The following is a 16,199-nucleotide window of genomic DNA, read 5'->3' on the forward strand; positions in this document are numbered from 1 at the left end:
AGTGCTTTGCATGAATGCTGCCTGCTTCCTCGTCTGCGGCGGCCTGAGTGTCCGCCGGCACGCCCGAAGTCAATGTCAGTACCACAAGGCCGCCAAGACGTCAGGTCTGGGAGCCGGCTTGTACGGTCGTATCGTGTTCTGGAATATCGTCAAAGGAGGCGTAGTTGAGATTGTAGAGTTTGGAATACAGGCCCCCCATGGCTATTAGCTGATCGTGGTTGCCAGTCGCAATAACTTGGCCATTCTGAAGCACGATGATGCGGTCGGCACCCCGGATCGTGGCAAGACGGTGGGCGATGACGAGGCCAGTGCGCCCTTCAAGCAGCTTTATCAGAGCCTTCTGAATCTGCATTTCCGTGTAGCTATCGATGTTGGCGGTAGCTTCGTCGAGCACGAGGATCTTGGCGTCGGCGACGAGGGCGCGGGCGAAACTGATAAGCTGGCGCTGGCCGAGAGATAAGTTGTCGCCGCGTTCGCCAAGTTGGGTCTCATACCCGTCGGCGAGGCTCATTATGAAGTCGTGGGCGCCGACCGCCTTGGCGGCCTCGATCACCTTGTCGCGCGTGGCTTCCGTCTTGTGGTATCGAATGTTCTCGAAGACCGTCCCGGTGAACAGGAACGGCTCCTGCAGCACCATGGCGACCTGGCGGCCGAGCGATTCCTGGGTGAGATCGCGCACATCATGTCCGCCGACCAGCACTTGGCCCTGCTGAACATCATAGAAGCGGTGGACCAGGGCCATCGCGCTCGATTTGCCAGAACCGCTCGGCCCGACCAGTGCGACCGTCTCGCCGGGATTGACCCGGAAGGAGACATTTTTCAGCACCGAACGGTTCGGATTGTAGCCGAAGGTGACGTCCCTGAACTCGACCGAGCCGTCCATTTCGGGCGAAAGCACCTCGGCATTGGGTTTGTCCTGAACATCGATCTTGACGTCGAGCACATCGGTCAGGCGCTTGCCTGAGGCCATGGCGCGCTGCATGACCGAATATTGCAGGGTGAGTGAGCGGATCGGGTCAAAGAAGCGCTGGATGTAAAATAGGTAGGCAACCAATACGCCCACATCTATGCGGCCATTCATGACCATCGAGCCGCCGACCACAATAACGGCGGCCATGGCGAGGCCGGTGAGGCCATCGACGATAGGCACCATGACCAGTGCATATTTGGCAGCGATCAGGTGGGTCCTGAGGTTGGCATGGGCCTTGTCGTCAAAAAGGATGAAATTCACCTGCTGGCGGTCCATTGACTGGACGGTGCGCACGCCGTGAATGGCTTCGGCCAGCGCGCCGTTGACGACGGAATTAGTCTCGTGTGCGGCCATGAAGGCGTCGCGGGCACGCGGCAGCCAGACAATGCGGACGATCACCAGGACCGGCAGAACCGAGAGCGTCAAGAGGCCGAGGCGGAAGTCGAGCCACAGCATTACGAAAACGATGCCGAAGAGAAGCGCAACATCGCCTACGGAATATACCGAGGTTTCGAGGAATTCCTGTATGGAGTTGACGTCGCCTTGCAGGCGCGACATGAGGCGTCCGACCTCGGTCTTGTCCATGAAGGAGAGCGAAACCTTCTGCAGATGGCCAAACATGGCGCGGCGGATGTCGAACAGGACAGTTTCGGCCACTTTCCCAACCACGGTTTCCTGCATGTAGCCGGCAGCGAAATTGACCAAAATCGCCAAAACGAACGCGCCGACGGCCGCGAGCTGGGCTGAGCGATCGGTCCTTGCCGGGTTCATGCCCTGGTCGAGCGCGTAGCGGATGATCAACGGGATGAGAAGCTGCGTCCCGGTGAAGATCAGCATTGCTGCAATCGTGATGACTACCCTGGCCCGATAGGGACGGACGAAAGCCCAGATGCGCCGGAGGATGCTCTTGTCGAAAGCCCGGCCGAACATCTCCTCCTCGATGCGGTGCGAGCCGACAACCGCGCGCGGAGGGCGTCTACCGTCGTCACGTTCGGCTTCGACTTCGCCGGCGCGGCCCTGCGCCATCAGCGGGCGCCCCCATACTGGGTCATATTGTCATGACCCGGGCGCGTCTGGAGATCGTAAAGGGCCCTGTAGCGTCCCCGCTTCGCCAAAAGCTCTTGATGCGTGCCGCGTTCTACGATTTCGCCGTTATCGACAAAAAGGATCTGATCGGCATGCACAAGCGCACTCAGCCGGTGCGCGATGATGATCGTCACCCGATCCTTGGCGAAGCGCCGCATCGCCGCGCGGATGCGCTGCTCGGTGCCGGCATCGATCGCGGCCGTTGAGTCGTCGAAAACGACGACGGAGGGGCGCAGCATCATGGTGCGAGCAATCGTGAGACGCTGGCGCTGGCCGCCAGAGAGAGAGACGCCGCGTTCGCCCACGACCGTCTCGTAGCCCGCTGGGAGCCCGAGGATGTAGTTGTGGAGCTGGGCGAATTCGCCGGCGCGTTCGATTCGCTGTCTCTTCGCCCAGGGATCGCCATAAGCGATGTTGTTCTCGATCGTAGTGGTGAATAGGAATGCATCCTGCTGTACGACGGCGACCGCCTTGCGAAGCGTCGCGAGGGTGACATTGCGTATGTCCTGGCCGTCCAGCGTGATGGCGCCACCGGTCACGTCATAAAAGCGGGGGACCAGATGAGCTATCGTCGATTTGCCCGAACCCGGCGGACCGACGATCGCGATCGTCTCGCCTCTACGGGCCTCAAAGCTGAGGTTCTTCAGAATGGCGCGGTTTTCGGCGCTGGGGTACGCAAACGAGACATTGTGGAAGCGCAGAGTGCCGTCGCTTATCTCGAGCGGTCTGGCCTCGAGAGCATCCCTGATTGTGATCTCCTGGTCGAGGAGACCGAAAAGCCGCGAACCGCAGCTAGAAGCGCGGGCAAAGGCATTGACCATGAGACCGATCTGGCGGACTGGCATTTGCAGGATTGTCATGAAGGTCAGGAAGGTCGCCACCGTTCCGACACTGATCTCGCCAGCGACGAGCTTGCTGCCACCGATCCAGAGCACCAATCCCATTGCGAAAAAGAAGGACAAGGTCATCGCCGACGTGCTGGGCACGTAGATGTCAACGCGGTCGTGGGCGAGGTCGAGCGCGTTCTTGGAAGCGCCGTCGAACTTCAGCATCTCATAGGCTTGAGCCGCAAAAGCGCGGACCACGCGGATGCCTGCGAGATTTTCCTCCATCACGCGGCTTAGTACCGAAAGCCGCTCATGCAGGTCGAGCCAGGTGGCGCGCAGCCTAAGCTGTGTGGCCGATGAGCGCCAGGCGACAAAAGGCACGAAGCTCAGCGCGACCAGGCCGAGCATGGGATCGGTCGAGATCATCATGTAGGCGCCGATCCCGATCAGCATGGTGAGCAGGACCACGCGAACGAGCGCGGTGGAAAAATACATCCGCACGCCTTGGAGGTCGAGCATTCCGATGGTGATCAGATCGCCTGAATGGACCCGGTCGTGAAAGGAAAAGCTGAGACGCTGGATCTTGTCGTAGTAGGCGAGCCGCAGTTCGTACGCGACATGATGCCCGACGGCTTCGGCAAAATAGTTCTGCGCCATCGTGAAAAGGCCGCGTAGCGCGCTGACGGCGAGCAGCAGGAGAGCCGGGATCCAGAGCGCTTGTCCTGCCGCGGTCCCCGCGACACCGCCCCCGATGGCTGTCTGGGTCAGGTCGACGGCCCGGCCGAGAAGCTGGGGAATGAGCAACTGGAGGATTGCCGCCAGGACCGTCGAGCCCATAGCGAAGGCGACCTGCCAGGGATGCCGCAAATTCATACGCGTGATGCGCAACAGCGTACTCAAATCCCGGCCCCAGCGCGCCGCTTCCACATGGGTCAACGAATTCAGAGCGTTCGTTGCGCTGCCGATAGCATCACTGCTCACGGGTGTATTCCCGACTGCATTTTGCGCCTTCGAGGCAAGCCGAAGGACCAATCATCAAAGGGGCCCGCCATTGTTAATCCTGTCCACCACCTGCAGCAGTGCCCGTTCCTATAAGCCGAGCCGCGGCTTCACTTACTGGCATGTCGATCACCGTGATTCCGCTTGCCGCAAGGAAACGCGCTTCGTTTCTGGTCAGCGTTTCCGCGTCCATTACCGTGCAATAGGGACCGCGGGAGCGCTTCATGATCTGTCTGGCGTAGGTGCGCAGCATCTGATCGTTGAAGCGGCAGCCAACGAAGAAAAATCCGCGGGTGATGCGCCGTTCCTTCACCACGTCTGGGATCGGCGTCTGTATATCGATTTCGGTCAGGACTTCGACATAGTCGGAATCTGCGACGAGAAAGTTTTGCGCCGGCCCAATACTCCCGTGAGGTGTATAGAGAACCGTCTTTGCCCCCGATTGGGGGTCGAGTTCCCTCCCGGACAAATCGTAGGTTTTCGTCCAAATGTTACCGATTTCGTTCGCCCGCGTGACGCCCTGGATCTCGACGACGTCCGTTCGGCCGGTCTCTACGAGAGCCGTGCGCATCGCGCCGTCGTACCAGCTGTCGATGATGAGGGAGAGCGGCAGCCTTGCGAGCCAGGCGTGGAGGAGGGTCGGCGCCACCGGCGCTGCGAATATGTCGCTCATCCAAGCTTGCAGCGTTCGGCGATGCCGGCGCTGTTCGATGAACTGCGCAACCGACCACATATTGGTGCGGATCCTGGAAGGGGCTGGCGCCCGCGCATTGAGTGCCGCGGCAACGACCTCCGGCCTATGCGGCACAGGCGGTTCCGCACAGTTGAATTCAAGAAGACCCGGACCGAGATAGGGGATCACCTCATCGGCGGCGAGCGCTTTCTTCGCCAGGTCAAGCAGCTTTTCGGCAAAACTGTCCCGCACGATGACGAGGTGGCCCGATGTCCGGATCGTGTTCATGCTCGTTTCCTCCCGACTTATCAAGGGGCAGCATCAGTCCTCTTCGGAAACCTTCCTTGCCTCGACGGTGATCGGCAGACGCGTATCCCGTGGAAGATCGGGTAGGAGGAGCCGCCACCCGTTCCTGAGCGTCACAGTTCCGCCCCACAACTCTTCCTTCTCAAGCTTGATGATCGGCTCTTCGAGGTCCTTTTTGGGGACATACGCCGACAAGCCAGCATCGGTCCTGCGGATCATGACTTTCATCTGGCCGTCCCTTCATTGGTATTGTTTTCAGCACTGCAGGGCGCCTCGGCTTTGTCGAGGCTCATCAGTTCACGCGCTCGCATGCCGACGACGGTGCCACGGTCGATCCATTCGACCGCATAGATGAAGAATTGCTGGAGAAAGGTGCCAATGTCGCGCACATATCCCTCGTCGCCCTTCCGCACGAGATTTTCGCCGATCTCCCTGCCAGGATAGGTGCCGTCATTCTTTATGTGGCGAGTGGCACGTACCCGCTCTCCCGGCATGAATCGTGGAGGCCTGCGGATTTCGACCTCCTCTTCGCGTCCGAGCGACATGTCCGTTCCCTGATTTCTCTTGAGGCTGCAGATTGTGAACAAAGGCGTTCCAGGCGTCCTGCGAAGGCATCCCCGACCATGTCGGCAGCCCAATGTTCGTCACGCAGGAACGCAGGTCTTCGGCACCGGGCATACCGAGGCACATTGCTGCGCATCGAAGACCCCCTCGCATTCGGTGCACTTTTGCGGCTCGATCACATAGCTCTCGCCTTTGAACTTGATCGCGCCGGAGGGACACTCGAATTCGCAGGCGCCGCATTGGGTGCATTGGGATGCGATGATCTTGAAAGCCATTTTAACTCCTGGTCCGAATGAATGAGACAGCTCAGGCCGTCGCCGCGAGTGCGGGGGTCCCACACGCGGCGGCGTAAATCGCGCTGATTGCGGTCTCGATATAGTCATGGGCATAAGCGTCGGTGGCTCGGATTCCAGCGTCCGCGAGCTGATCCTGCGGGCAATTTCCGATCTTGGCGCACAGCACGAAATCTATGCCTTCAAGCGCTGCGATGACGCCATCGAGGGCGGCTTCTCCGCCCCAGCCGCCGAGACAATACTGCTCGACCTTGCGATGCTCGACAAAGCTGATCCCTCTCGGCGAGGCTTGATAAACCTGGAATTCCTTCGCATGGCCGAAATGTTCATTGACGCGGCCGCCGCCCTTGGTCGCCACCGCGAAGAGAAGGGACTTGCCGGGGCTCGCTGCCTTGACCAATCCGATCGCTTCTCTCCTAGCCGCCACGTGATCACGGCGCTCCTCCGCGACCAGCTTCCGATAGGCCTTGCGATTGCCGGCATCGTAGGTGACCTCGGCGGGAATCCGGTCGACTGTGAATTCCTGGCCACGATCCTCTCCGAGCAGGCCGACGGCATCTGCCCGGCACTGCCGGCAGTGGCGCATCAACTGGGCGCCGCCTTCGACACGATCCTGAAGAGCCTTCATCTCCATTGCGTTTGGGCCGCGTTGCCCGCTCAGTCCGTAGTGCGTGCCGTGCGCCGGGTCCGAAATCAGCGGCATGAGGTTGTGCAGGAACGCGCCTCGCTCCTTGACCCATCTATTCACCTCGATTAGATGCTCATCGTTCACGCCGGGGATCATCACCGAATTGATTTTGGTGAGAATGCCGCGCGCGGTCAGCATCTCCAGACCCAACATCTGCCGCTCGTGCAGGATCCGGGCGGCTTCGATGCCGACGTAGCGGCGATGGTCGTAAAAGATCCAAGGATAGATCTTTGCACCGACCTCAGGGTCGACCATGTTGATGGTGATCGTCACGTGATCGACATTCATGTCGGCAAGCTCATCGACATGGTCCGGCAGCGCGAGCCCATTCGTGGAGATGCAAAACTTGATGTCTGGGATTTCCCTGGCAACTCGTTCGAACGTTGCCTTCGTCTTCTTCCAGTCGTAACAGGCATCGCCAGGTCCGGCGATGCCGAGCACGGAGAGCTGCGGCACCTCGTTGGCGACCGCGACCACCTTGCGTAGCGCCTGGTCGGGCGTCAGCTTTTCGGAGACGACCCCAGGCCGGCTTTCGTTGGCGCAGTCATATTTGCGATTGCAGTAGTTGCACTGGATATTGCAGCCGGGCGCGACCGCGACGTGCATGCGCGCGAAATAGTGATGCGCCTCTTCTGAAAAGCAGGGGTGATCCTTGATCTTTTCCCAGATAGCCGGATCCATGTCGTCCGGCTTTATCGACGAGCCGCAGGACGAAGACGCGCAGCCACCGGCTTTCACGGTGGCAAGCAACTGGTCATCGAACGTCGTGCTGAGGCTCTCAAGCGAAATTGCCGGTGCGGACATCGAACGGCTCCGTTGCTGGGTGAATGTCGCAGTTCAAACCGCAAGAGCTATGCCAGCTCAAAGAGCGGGTTTGGTTCACGAATTGGCTTTCGTGTCGGATTCCGTCGGATTGCTCCGACACACCTTTGTCGGGCTTCCGACAGTGGACAAGCAAATCGGGTTGCGAAGGCTACCAGCCTTGGGCGCGAAGAGTGTGAGGGAGACTACTCCGGGCTTACGTTTGACGTCATCACGACTTCTAGAATTTCTTCACCTCGATGCCATGCCGGCGCAGCGCGTAGCCGATTTGCCGCGGCGTGAGGCCGAGGATACGAGCCGCCCTGGCCTGAACCCAACCGGCCTTGTCCATCGCGTCGATCAGCCGGTCGCGTTCCGTCAGACGCGGGGGACAAGCGGGATCGTTCGGATCGCCGGCCGCTAGGGGAGATGCGTTGCCTGCGGAGGCACCGATGCGACTGGCCGGCAGCCGCAATCCGACCGGCACTGCGTTGACCCGTGCGAGATCGTCGATGGCATTGCCGCCATTCGAGCGGTCGGCTCGCTTCCAGAGGAGCCAGGAAAGGCACTGGCTCTTCTTACAGGCGAAATCGGATTGAGTGATCGTCCTTGAACGCGCAAGTGTGGCCGTCCTTTGGACGCAGTTCTCCAGCTCGCGGACGTTACCAGGGAAGTAGCATTGCGAGATCAGGTCAAGCGCCGACGGCGCGAAGGCGAGTGCGCGATCGTTCTCCTTGTTGAATCGGTTGAGGAAGGCGTTCGCAAGGCGTGGAATATCGCCGGGTCGCTCTCTGAGCGGAGGCAGGATAATTGGCACCACATTGATGCGGTAATAAAGGTCGGCCCTGAACTCCCCTTTTATGACGGCCGTCTCGAGGTCCTTGTTGGTGGCGCATATGAGGCGCACGTCGACCTGTAGCGTTTTGGTGCCGCCGACTCGCTCCAACTCGCCTTCCTGCAAGACACGCAACAGCTTGGCTTGAAAGGCCGGCGAAATCTCGCCGATTTCATCAAGTAGCAGCGTTCCCTCATTTGCCAATTCAAAACGACCGGCGCGCTGGGAGATAGCACCCGTGAAAGCGCCCTTTTCATGCCCAAACAGTTCTGACTCCAGAACGCTTTCAGACAGTGCGGCGCAGTTCAATTTGACGAAAGACTTCTTCCTCCGACGTGAGAGCTTATGGATGGCTTGCGCAAAGAATTCCTTGCCGGTGCCGCTTTCACCCCGCAGTAGCACGGTGGAATTGGTCCCTGCTACGACCGAGACGGTTTCGAGCACCTGCTTGAGTGCGGGGCTTTCCCCGATGATCCCGTCGATTTTGACATCCGCGTGCCGGGCAGGGTCGTAGGTCCTCCCCTCGTTGGGCGATTTCTCCGGTCTCCATTGCTCATGGACAGACCGCTGACGATCTGTACTCAGGATGCGATGGAGACGGATCGTCCGGCCGACAAGGTTGGCGACCATCGTCAGGAAGTATGTGTCCTCGTCCTCGCGAAAGTCGGCGGCGCCGTCTCCGGCGCGGTCGATCGACAATGTCCCAAGGATTTTATGATCAGCCTTTAGCGGGATACCGATAAAGGCAATTGGGATGGTGCCGCTGCTCGAATATGTTTGAAGGTCAGCCTGAAATAGTTGGGACTTGCGGACGTCCGGTATGAAGAGCGGCGTTCCCGTAGCGACGATTTGATCTGTTATGGCCTGTGGTATGACGCGGCGAGCGCCTGATTGAGGTGCGTGGGTATTGCCGGCAGTTGCGGCAATCTCCGGCTCTCCTTCAGCGTCCAGGACGACGATTGCTCCGTGACGCATCTGCAGAAACGAAGGCAGGATGTTCACGACATTGGCGAGCGTAATCTCCAGCTCGCTGGGGGCGGTCAGCACCTTCGATATCTCGTAGAGTCCCCTGAGCGCGATATCTGCTTGGGGCATGCTTTTGATGGGCGGTTCAGGGCGGGTATCCCGAGGTGCTACCTCGTCGACCCGATCTTGCGGTACGTGAGCCATGGAAACACCTCAGCGGTTGTCGTCCAGAGTGCTCCTCCTTTTTTGTCTGAGTCTGAATTCTGAAAGCACAGTATTCACGAGCTTCTCTTCGTGGCGCGGCAATTCAAGTAAAGATAGACTTGGCGTTGGTCGCGACCTCAACTGTACCAAGATTGACCCTCTTGATACGGTGCGTGCGTCCTCATCCGAATTTGAAGAGGACTCCGAAGCCGCCGCGTGGATAGTTCCACTCGATCTCGCCACTGGTCTCGCACAAAATCCGGCAGGTGCCGCACTCCATGCAGCCGTCGGCAGTGATCTCCACTTGACCTTTGTCGTTCAACTCATAACATTTCGCGGGGCAGACGTGGGTCAGCGCGAGCAAGTTCGCGCTTGGCCTCTCGTGCGGTCGCACTTTGATATGCGGACGGCCGGAATCCACCAAGTAGCGGTTCTGGTAAAGCTTGTCCTCGACACGTGACTTCGTCACTGCGATCGTCATTTCGTCTCCCCTCAGCGCCACGCCAATGCAAGGCGGACCGCGTCGCTGACCAGCCCCCAGCGCGAGCGCGCCTTGATGAAGGCCGCCGTGGTCGCCTTTTCCTTCTCGATCTTCGGCGTGCCGTCGACACGCATGAAGTTCTGCGCGGCTTGCGACATCAACCGCGGATAAGCCGTGAAGTAATTGCAGGAATTGGTGTGGAGCAAGGCCGGCATGTCTTTGTATTTCCTTAGGTCCTTGACCACGAAGGACTTGTCCAGCATGGCTTTGTAAAGGGCGAGATTCCGTTTGGTCATAGGACCGTTGCGGCTCTTGACCTCGATGATTGCCTCAGCCGCGATGCGGCCGGAGGTCATGGCGAGGTTCGAACCCTCGCGGTGAATGGCGTTGTTCAGTTGCGCGGCATCGCCGACCACGACCCAACCGTCGCCAAAGAGCTGCGGAATAGCCTTGTAGCCGCCTTCGGGAATGAGATGCGCGGAATATTCTTTCACTTCCGAGCCGGCGATCAGCGGCCGGATCGAAGGATGGGTTTTTAAGGCGTCGAGGAGGACGTAAGGGCTCTCGACCATCGCGGCGAAATCGGAGACGAGGCAGCCAATGCCCAGTGAGATCGACTCCTTGTTGGTGTAGAGGAAGCCGAGCCCGGCCATGCTGCGGGAGGTCGTGCCCACCGCCTCGATCACGCAGCCTTCATCGCCTTTGAGGCCGAACCGCTGCTCAATGACCTCTTCGGGCAGAAAATGCATTTCCTTGACGGCGAGCGCCACGGTTTGCGGCTTCGGCATCTCGCGCAGGCCGGCCCGCGTGCCAAGCAGTCCGCAGACACCTTCTGCGAGGACGACCACGTCCGCGTAGATGGCTCCGCCGGCCCGGTCTGTGCGGACGCCGATCACCCTGTCCTTGGCGTCACGGATGAGTTCCGTCACGGTCGTCTCACACAGAACCGTCGCGCCGGCCTCGCGCACCTTACGTGAAAACCATTTATCGAACTGGGCACGGATGATCGTGTAGCGGTTGGGCTTCGCCTCATTGAAGTCGTCCGACCGATAGTGAATCCCGGTATGGGACGTGTCGTCCATCACCCAAAGCCGCTGTTCAACCAAATGCCGCTCGAGAGGCGCATCGTCCCGGAAATCCGGGATGATCTTCTCCAGCATGTTCGCGTACATGATGGCACCCTGGACATTCTTGGAGCCCGGATATTCACCCCGCTCCAACTGCAGCACCTTCAGGCCGTGACTGGCCATGGTGTAAGCAGCTGCGTTTCCGGACATGCCGGCCCCAATAACAATGGCGTCGAATTTTTCCTCAATCATGTCCATCCCTTAGCTCGCAAGCTTATCGCGACTGTGGGGCGACAGCCGCCGGGTGAAGGCTTCCGTCAGTGCGGGCAGGAAGCGGATCGCGTCGGTGACGATCCCGAGGTGAGCGAAATCGAAAATCGGCGCGTTCGGGTCGGTGTTGATGGCGACGATGAGATCCGCCCCCTCGACGCCAACCCGGTGCTGGACGGCGCCGGAAATCCCAGCCGCTATGTAAAGCTTCGGCCGGATGGTCTTGCCAGTTTGGCCGATCTGCCGATCAGCCGACATCCAGCTCTTCTGGACCAACGGTCGCGAACAGCCATGCTCGGCACCAATTGCCCGCGCGAGATTCTTCACAAGCTGCAGGTTCTCCGCCGCGCCAAGACCGAGGCCTCCCGCAACCACGACGTCGGCATAGGCAAGATTTGCCTTTGCCGACTGACTATCCGGCAGGAAGCCCAGGATTTTGGTAACGATCTCGTCCTCGGCTACCGAGAGCTTGTGCCGGATGACACGCCCGACCGGTTTATCCGCCCGCTGCGGCATGGGCATGACCCTCGGTCGCACTGTCGCCATCTGGGGTCGGAAATTGAGCGTATAGATCGTGCACAACAAGGAACCGCCGAAAGTCGGACGGGTGGCGGCGAGCGAACCGTCGGTATCCACATCAAGTTCGGTGCAGTCGGCCGTGAGCCCTGTCTGCAAGGTCGTCGCCACGGAGCCGGCAAGATCCCTGCCGAGTGTGGTGGCACCGAGAAGAAGGATCTCGGGTTTGTGGGTATCGACCAGATCCGTCATCGCCTTGGTGAATGGCTCGTTCCGATAGTCGGCGAGCAGCGGCGCCTCGACGATGTAGACAAGGTCGGCGCCATAAGCGAACGCTTCGGCAACGGCGTTCCCGATGGCCTCTCCCGGCGGTCCAAGCACGACGCCCGCAAGCTGGACCTGAAGCTTGTCTGCTAACTTGCGGCCTTCGCCGAGCAGTTCGAATGATACGGGATGGACCTGACCGCGTTCGAGCTCGATGAAAACCCAAACGTGCCGGTAGTCCTTGAAATGCGCGGGCAGCTCCTTCTTTATGCCGGCACGGCCGGCGGCAGGGCGAGGGGTTTCTCGGTTCGCGGTCGACATCGTCTGCTCCTTGCCCTCTCACACGCCGCCGTTGAAGGCGAGCTCATGTTCCAATGCCGGCTGGCGGGTGAAAATTGCCGTGATGAGTTCGTCAGCGACATCGCGCAAGGCCATCTCGGCGGTGTCGATTTTTGCCGCCTTTTCCGCCCGCGCAGGAGGCGCGAAAACGCGCTTGACGACCGTGGGTGAGCCGCGCAGGCCGCATTTGGTGAGATCCTCAATGCCAGCATCGGCCGCACTCCATTTCAAGACCAGGCTGCGCGCGGCGCACAGGGCGTCCTGGATCGAGCCCCGGCGGATCTCGTTTGTGCCTTCCAGCATGGTGATGAGGCAAGGGAGCCTGCTCTTCAGCATCTGTGTGCCGCCTTCGGAGCGGCGCTCGACCTTGATCTCGCGTGCAGCAAGGTCAATAGAGGCGATCTTCGCGACATAGGTCAGTTGCAGGAGTCCGAGGCGCTTGGCGATGCCGGGCCCGACCTGGGCGGTGTCGCCATCGATCGTCTGCTTGCCGGTGAAGACGAGGTCTGGCGTGCCGAACGTCTCGCCAACCTTCGCGATTGCCTGGGAAAGGGCGAACGAGGTCGCCAGCGTGTCGGAGCCGGCAAAATAGCGGTCGGTCAAGAGCACCGCTCGGTCGGCGCCGTAACCGAGCGCCTTGCGCAGCGCGTCCTCTGCCATGGGCGGACCCATAGTGAGCACGGTGACTTCGCCACCATAGGCGTCGCGCAGTCTGAGGGCTTCTTCGAGGGCGAACAGGTCGTAAGGGTTGATGATAGTCGGAACACCCTGGCGCATGATCGTGTTCGTCACCGGATGGACCCTTATCTGTGCCGAGTCCGGCACCTGCTTGATGCAGATTACGATGTGCATTGGCGGTTTCTCTAGGCTCCTGTCCGGATGCGGGCTTGGCTGTTATCTCTTTGGTGCGCATCATTCGTGCCAACTGTTTTGCGCTGCCCCTATTCCCAGAACTTCGCTTGGTTGCTTCTGAGGGCGCCGTGGTGATGACCGGATTTGTCGGCTTCTCGACATTGTCGCGTCGCAACCCGTGTCGCGGTCATTCCTGTCCGAACCGCTTCAGTACGGAGTCGAACGGGACAAAGGTGCGGCCCGGCGTGGCAGGTTTGTTCGGATCGTGGTCTTTGAGCACCTTGAAGACCCGATGGGTGAGCGGCGAGGAAACCGCGAAGTCCTCGTAAGCGCGTTCGAGCGTCGCGCGCACCCGCGCGGCAATCACCTGGTCGGGCAGACCGGAGAAATCCTCTTCGGCAAGGTATTGGCCCACGCGCTTCATGATATGGAGCCGCGAGACATTCAGCACCTTCGGATCATAGGAGACGCCAAGGACTGCGAAGAACTCCTCCGCAGCCGACAGGCGCTTCAGTCGTGCGAGGATGTCGGTGACATCGATAGGGCGGCTGTCAGCGGAACAATTCATTTCATTCTCCCTGGTCGGAAAATTGTGGTGTCGGTGCGCTCGCGCACGGCTGACCTGGACCCGCACAGCTCCGCGAGGGATGCCTCGCTGCACATTCCATCGTAGAGCTCGACCAGTTGAGTTGCAGTGACGGTCGATTTGGTCTCGGTCGCCTCGCGCCGGACGCGGGCCACCATCGCGGCTGCCAGATCCGGGTCGAGATCGCGACCGCTTTCGCTCAGCACATAGGCAATCGCAGTGGCGCCGGAATGCTTGACGATACGCCGGCAGCGGCCCCCGAGAGCCGGATCGAGCCCCTGATAAGTACGCGGGTCCTTCAGCAGCCATGCGACGTGAATGCCGGATTCGTGGGTGAAAACATCGGCGCCGACGACCGGCTTAATGGCCGCGGTCTGCCGGCGCGCGGCCCAAGCCACCTGGGCGGCGAGGTCGGGCAATGCGGTCAGCTCGATGCCGGTATCCGCGCCGTCGAGGACCGCCATCGCGGCGGCCACCTCTTCCAGCGCGGCATTGCCCGCACGCTCGCCGAGCCCCAGGACGGTGACGGAGGCATGGCGCGCGCCTGCGCGGATCGCGGCCAGCGTGTTGGCGGCAGCAAGTCCGAGATCGTTGTGCGCATGAAATTCAAGGTCGATTGGAGACTGCGCCACGAGCTGGGCGACAAGTTCGAAGGTCGAAAACGCATCGAGAACGCCGACTGTGTCGGCTAGCCTGACGCGGCTTGCGCCGGCGCGTGCAGCCGTCTCGATGACGCGGGCGAGATGATCCCGATTGGCCCGCGAGGCATCCTCGCAGCCCACCGCGACGAAGCCGGCGGCGGCTGCGCGCCTGACCATATGTTCGATGACCTGGAGCGCTCCCGCCTTATCGAGGCCGAGCTTGGCGGCAAGTTGGATGTCCGACGCAGGCAGCGATAGATTGACGGCGTGGACGCCGCTCTCGATCGCTGCATCGAGATCCAGCGACGTCATCCGGCACCAGGCCATGAGCCGAACCGGGAGACACCGCGCGACCACGGCGCGAATTGTTTCGATCTCGTCGACGCCCATGACCGGCGTGCCGATCTCGATCTCTGTGACGCCGGCCGCCGCAAGAGACTCGGCGATCTCCAGCTTTTCCGTCGTGGTAAAGGCGACGCCGGGCGCCTGCTCGCCATCGCGCAAGGTCGTATCGTTGAGAAAGACATGACGGGTCATGAACGGTAGCCGGTTCTGCTGCCGCTCAGGCATAGACCGGATTGAACGTCTTCGGAGCTTCGCTTACCCGGCCCAGAACTGGGAAAGCCACGCAGCTTCTCCACGATTGCCGGCATGACCTCGAGCACCCGGTCGACGTCCGCTTCGCCGTTGTCCCGCGCCAAGGAGAAGCGGACTGCCGCGTGTGGCGTTTTCATCGCGCTCAGGACATGGCTCGGTTCCAGAGAGCCGGAGGTGCAGGCAGAGCCGGAGGAACACGCGATGCCCACGCGGCTGAGGAGGAGTGGAATTCCATCACTTTCGACATGTTCGAAGGAGATGTTTGCGGTGTTGGGCAACCGTTCCAGGGGATCTCCAGTGACACAGGTGCTTGGGATGCGCTGGAGAATCCCGTCCTCTAAACGGTCGCGGAGCGACTTTACCCGTGTGGTCTCGTCGTCCATGAATTTCAAGGCGAGTTCGGCCGCCATGCCGAGCCCGACTATGCCGGGCGTATTCTCGGTGCCAGCACGCCGGTTGTGTTCTTGGTGGCCCCCCTTGATCAGCGAGTGGAAATTGACGCCACGTTTTACGAAAAGCGCGCCGATCCCTTTCGGCCCGTGCAGCTTGTGGCCGGAGAGCGACAGCATGTCGATTGCGGTCGACTTCAGGTCCATCGGAAGCTTGCCGACCGCCTGCACAGCATCGGTATGGAAAAGGGCGCCCACTTCCTTGGCCAACTCGGCAAGCCTGGCCACGGGGAAGATCACACCAGTCTCATTGTTCGCCCACATTATCGAGACGATTGCCACCTGTGGGGTGAGGGCGGCCATATAGGCGTCGAGGTCGAGCCGGCCACGGCAATCCACCGGGATCCTGTGCACCTTGACGCGGCGGGTCTTCTCAAGATGCGCGCAGAGCGTCAGCACGGCGGGATGCTCGACCGCGGACGTCACGATCTCGGTTCGGTTGGGCGCCGCCTCGAGCGCCGAAAGAAGCGCTGCATTGTCGCTTTCTGTCCCACCCGAGGTGAAGGTGATCTCATCGTCGAACTCCGCGCCGATCAGAGCTTGCAACTGCCTCCGCGCCTTTCTCACCGCCGCACTGACTGAGGCGCCAAGAGCGTGCGCCGACGAAGGGTTGCCGAATTGATCCCTAAAGAACGGCAACATCGCTTGCACGACCTCAGGATCGACCCGTGTGGTTGCGTTGTTGTCGAGGTAGACAGGTTTCATGTGCGATCCTCAGTTGACCGGAATGACGCGAGCGCGCGACCGCCTCATTGAGCCTCTGGCGTATGCCGTTGATGATGATGGGCCCAAACTGGCAGCCGGCGCAGACGCCCGAGAGTTTGACGTAGACCGGATCGGCGTCGACATGGACAAGTCCGCAGTCGCCGCCGTCAGCCCGCAGGTAAGGACGCCCGAACACGACAACGTTATCGATAAGCCGAAT

Annotated in this window: 16 protein-coding genes; all 16 read right to left on the reverse strand. The window is 60.7% G+C overall.

The genetic code is table 11. From position 1 onward, the window contains the following. Positions 1–100 precede the first annotated feature (100 nt). Entirely contained in the window at positions 101–1,996 is a 1,896-nt protein-coding gene (locus tag NKJ13_RS03105; RefSeq protein ID WP_352720351.1) for an ABC transporter ATP-binding protein, read from the reverse strand. Next, on the reverse strand, positions 1,996–3,864 hold the full coding sequence (locus tag NKJ13_RS03110) for an ABC transporter ATP-binding protein (RefSeq protein WP_352777061.1): 1,869 nt from the start codon (positions 3,862–3,864) through the stop codon (positions 1,996–1,998). Before NKJ13_RS03110 ends, NKJ13_RS03105 begins: the two co-directional genes overlap by 1 nt. 73 nt (positions 3,865–3,937) lie before the next feature. Next, positions 3,938–4,843: an SIR2 family NAD-dependent protein deacylase gene (locus NKJ13_RS03115; RefSeq protein WP_352777062.1), complete on the reverse strand. Its 906-nt coding sequence runs from the start codon at positions 4,841–4,843 to the stop codon at positions 3,938–3,940. Between the two features lie 33 nt (positions 4,844–4,876). Then, positions 4,877–5,089 carry a putative nitrogen fixation protein NifT gene (gene nifT, locus NKJ13_RS03120; protein WP_023678250.1) on the reverse strand — a complete coding sequence of 71 codons (213 nt, stop codon included), beginning with the start codon at positions 5,087–5,089 and terminating at the stop codon, positions 4,877–4,879. Beyond that, positions 5,086–5,406, reverse strand: a complete 321-nt coding sequence (locus tag NKJ13_RS03125) for a nitrogen fixation protein NifZ (RefSeq protein ID WP_352491475.1) — start codon at positions 5,404–5,406, stop codon at positions 5,086–5,088. Before NKJ13_RS03125 ends, nifT begins: the two co-directional genes overlap by 4 nt. A 99-nt stretch (positions 5,407–5,505) precedes the next feature. After that, complete coding sequence (locus NKJ13_RS03130) at positions 5,506–5,700, reverse strand: 4Fe-4S dicluster domain-containing protein (RefSeq protein ID WP_023678248.1); 195 nt, start codon at positions 5,698–5,700, stop codon at positions 5,506–5,508. Positions 5,701–5,731: 31 nt separating this feature from the next. Then, on the reverse strand, positions 5,732–7,210 hold the full coding sequence (gene nifB / locus NKJ13_RS03135) for a nitrogenase cofactor biosynthesis protein NifB (RefSeq protein WP_352777064.1): 1,479 nt from the start codon (positions 7,208–7,210) through the stop codon (positions 5,732–5,734). A 238-nt stretch (positions 7,211–7,448) separates the two neighbouring features. Then, on the reverse strand, positions 7,449–9,212 hold the full coding sequence (gene nifA / locus NKJ13_RS03140) for a nif-specific transcriptional activator NifA (RefSeq protein WP_352777066.1): 1,764 nt from the start codon (positions 9,210–9,212) through the stop codon (positions 7,449–7,451). A gap of 181 nt (positions 9,213–9,393) precedes the next feature. Next, positions 9,394–9,693, reverse strand: a complete 300-nt coding sequence (locus NKJ13_RS03145) for a ferredoxin family protein (RefSeq protein ID WP_023678245.1) — start codon at positions 9,691–9,693, stop codon at positions 9,394–9,396. Between the two features lie 11 nt (positions 9,694–9,704). Then, on the reverse strand, positions 9,705–11,012 hold the full coding sequence (locus tag NKJ13_RS03150; RefSeq protein WP_352777121.1) for an FAD-binding protein: 1,308 nt from the start codon (positions 11,010–11,012) through the stop codon (positions 9,705–9,707). Between the two features lie 9 nt (positions 11,013–11,021). Continuing rightward, on the reverse strand, positions 11,022–12,131 hold the full coding sequence (locus NKJ13_RS03155; RefSeq protein WP_352777067.1) for an electron transfer flavoprotein subunit alpha/FixB family protein: 1,110 nt from the start codon (positions 12,129–12,131) through the stop codon (positions 11,022–11,024). Positions 12,132–12,149: 18 nt separating this feature from the next. Continuing rightward, positions 12,150–13,001, reverse strand: coding sequence for an electron transfer flavoprotein subunit beta/FixA family protein (locus tag NKJ13_RS03160; protein ID WP_352777068.1), 852 nt, complete (start codon positions 12,999–13,001; stop codon positions 12,150–12,152). 187 nt (positions 13,002–13,188) lie between these two features. Beyond that, positions 13,189–13,569, reverse strand: coding sequence for a nitrogenase stabilizing/protective protein NifW (nifW, locus tag NKJ13_RS03165; protein WP_352503026.1), 381 nt, complete (start codon positions 13,567–13,569; stop codon positions 13,189–13,191). Beyond that, on the reverse strand, positions 13,566–14,765 hold the full coding sequence (locus tag NKJ13_RS03170) for a hydroxymethylglutaryl-CoA lyase-like TIM-barrel protein (protein ID WP_352777070.1): 1,200 nt from the start codon (positions 14,763–14,765) through the stop codon (positions 13,566–13,568). The genes nifW and NKJ13_RS03170 overlap by 4 nt, the downstream gene beginning before the upstream one ends. Further along, a complete protein-coding gene (gene nifS, locus NKJ13_RS03175; RefSeq protein ID WP_352687733.1) occupies positions 14,762–15,979 on the reverse strand; it encodes a cysteine desulfurase NifS in 1,218 nt (405 codons plus the stop codon). The genes NKJ13_RS03170 and nifS overlap by 4 nt, the downstream gene beginning before the upstream one ends. Beyond that, entirely contained in the window at positions 15,930–16,175 is a 246-nt protein-coding gene (locus NKJ13_RS03180) for a NifU family protein (protein WP_352472419.1), read from the reverse strand. Before NKJ13_RS03180 ends, nifS begins: the two co-directional genes overlap by 50 nt. Positions 16,176–16,199: the final 24 nt, after the last annotated feature.

Source organism: Mesorhizobium sp. M0174, from assembly GCF_040322275.1.
In the GTDB taxonomy this organism is placed as follows: Bacteria; Pseudomonadota; Alphaproteobacteria; order Rhizobiales; family Rhizobiaceae; genus Mesorhizobium.

Bases quoted from the DNA above. Each gene is read 5' to 3' on its own strand.
- NKJ13_RS03125 (WP_352491475.1), bottom strand. From the start codon at position 5,406: ATGTCGCTCGGACGCGAAGAGGAGGTCGAAATCCGCAGGCCTCCACGA.
- nifS (WP_352687733.1), bottom strand. From the start codon at position 15,979: ATGAAACCTGTCTACCTCGACAACAACGCAACCACACGGGTCGATCCT.
- NKJ13_RS03170 (WP_352777070.1), bottom strand. From the start codon at position 14,765: ATGACCCGTCATGTCTTTCTCAACGATACGACCTTGCGCGATGGCGAG.
- nifA (WP_352777066.1), bottom strand. From the start codon at position 9,212: ATGGCTCACGTACCGCAAGATCGGGTCGACGAGGTAGCACCTCGGGAT.
- NKJ13_RS03130 (WP_023678248.1), bottom strand. From the start codon at position 5,700: ATGGCTTTCAAGATCATCGCATCCCAATGCACCCAATGCGGCGCCTGC.
- NKJ13_RS03145 (WP_023678245.1), bottom strand. From the start codon at position 9,693: ATGACGATCGCAGTGACGAAGTCACGTGTCGAGGACAAGCTTTACCAG.
- NKJ13_RS03160 (WP_352777068.1), bottom strand. From the start codon at position 13,001: ATGCACATCGTAATCTGCATCAAGCAGGTGCCGGACTCGGCACAGATA.
- NKJ13_RS03105 (WP_352720351.1), bottom strand. From the start codon at position 1,996: ATGGCGCAGGGCCGCGCCGGCGAAGTCGAAGCCGAACGTGACGACGGT.
- NKJ13_RS03115 (WP_352777062.1), bottom strand. From the start codon at position 4,843: ATGAACACGATCCGGACATCGGGCCACCTCGTCATCGTGCGGGACAGT.
- nifT (WP_023678250.1), bottom strand. From the start codon at position 5,089: ATGAAAGTCATGATCCGCAGGACCGATGCTGGCTTGTCGGCGTATGTC.
- nifW (WP_352503026.1), bottom strand. From the start codon at position 13,569: ATGAATTGTTCCGCTGACAGCCGCCCTATCGATGTCACCGACATCCTC.
- NKJ13_RS03155 (WP_352777067.1), bottom strand. From the start codon at position 12,131: ATGTCGACCGCGAACCGAGAAACCCCTCGCCCTGCCGCCGGCCGTGCC.
- nifB (WP_352777064.1), bottom strand. From the start codon at position 7,210: ATGTCCGCACCGGCAATTTCGCTTGAGAGCCTCAGCACGACGTTCGAT.
- NKJ13_RS03150 (WP_352777121.1), bottom strand. From the start codon at position 11,012: ATGATTGAGGAAAAATTCGACGCCATTGTTATTGGGGCCGGCATGTCC.